The organism is Kocuria sp. CPCC 205263 (assembly GCF_040981075.1).
Lineage (GTDB): Bacteria > Actinomycetota > Actinomycetes > Actinomycetales > Micrococcaceae > Kocuria > Kocuria rosea.
On sequence record NZ_JAVKPV010000028.1, the window covers coordinates 2,874 to 4,077 of the forward strand.

A 1,204-nucleotide genomic window follows, 5' to 3' on the forward strand; every position below is an offset into this window, starting at 1 on the left:
GTGGGGTGGAGCTGGGCGGCGAGGCCGCCCAGCAGGATGGTGATGCCCTGGTCGAGTTCGGCGGCCCCGTCGTAGTCGGCCAGTACCGGGGCCATGGCGCGCAGGCGGGGGAAGGAGCGGGCGGGCAGGCGGTGCAGGCCCAGGCGCAGCAGGTCCTCGTTCTCTTCTGCGTCCACGACGATCTCCTGGAGCTCGTTGAGGATGTGCCCGTAGAGGTAGCCGTAGTAGGCCCGGTAGACGTGCAGGGCGTCTTCCGGGGTGAAGCCGGCGTCGATGAGCAGGGTCAGGATGTTCTCCAGCGGGCGCAGGGTGCCCAGCGGGCGCAACCCCAGCGGGGTGGACAGCGGCCGGGTCACCAGCAGCGGCACCACGTTGGGGTGGGCCAGGGCCAGGGCCCGGAAGTCGTGGGCGGTGGCGCGCAGCTGGGCCTGCCAGTGACCCTCGTCGGTGGGGATGACCAGCTGGTCCAGGACCAGCTCGGTGATCCCGTCGAGCAGGTCCGCCCGGTTCTTCGCATACCGGTACAGGCCCATCGGGTCCCGGCCCAGCTCGTGGCCCAGCCGGCGCATGGACAGCGCCTCCAGGCCCTCGGCGTCCACCAGGGCCAGGGCCGCGGTCAGTACGACCTCCCGGCTCAGCCGCGGCCGGCGCGCCTTGGACTCGGTGGTTGTCGACGAGGGGTCCTCGATGGGGTCGATGTCGGTATCGGGGTCTGCGGCAGGGGAGCTCATGGGCATCAGGGTCCTTCCATCAGGGGGCTTTGCATTAACCACAGTCTACACGTACAGTCTACGGTGTAGGCAAGGCGTCGAGCACACTGCGCCCCCCGGCCTTCCACTGACTGCGCCGACGGCGATCTGCTGTCCGGAGCCCTGCCGCACCCGGCACCCCTTACGTCTTTCAGGAGAATCCCTTGACGAACACTGCTTCCCACACCGCCACCACCGGCGCCGAGCACACGACCCGTCGCGCCACCGAGACCAAGAACGCGACCAAGACCACCGAGTTCATCGCCTACCTCGGGGTGCTGGTGGCCATCGTCGTGACGGCCGTCCTGGTTGGTGACGGCGGGGCCGAGGACGGCGCCGATCTGTTCGACGCCCGTCAGGCCGTGGAGTACATCACCTACCTGACCATCGGCTACCTGGTGTCCCGCGGGCTGGCCAAGTCCGGCAGCCGCGAGTACTACACCGCCTGAGCACCC

At 69.4% G+C, this 1,204-nt stretch carries 2 protein-coding genes; one reads left to right on the forward strand and one right to left on the reverse strand.

All coding sequences use genetic code 11. The features are described 5' to 3' along the window. On the reverse strand, positions 1-731 hold a 731-nt coding region (locus RF647_RS18925), incomplete at its 3' end, for a TetR/AcrR family transcriptional regulator C-terminal domain-containing protein (RefSeq protein WP_368813081.1). A gap of 182 nt (positions 732-913) precedes the next feature. Between RF647_RS18925 and RF647_RS18930 the strand changes: the two genes are divergently transcribed. Continuing rightward, a complete protein-coding gene (locus tag RF647_RS18930; RefSeq protein WP_368813082.1) occupies positions 914-1,198 on the forward strand; it encodes a hypothetical protein in 285 nt (94 codons plus the stop codon). The last annotated feature ends 6 nt before the right edge of the window (positions 1,199-1,204 follow it).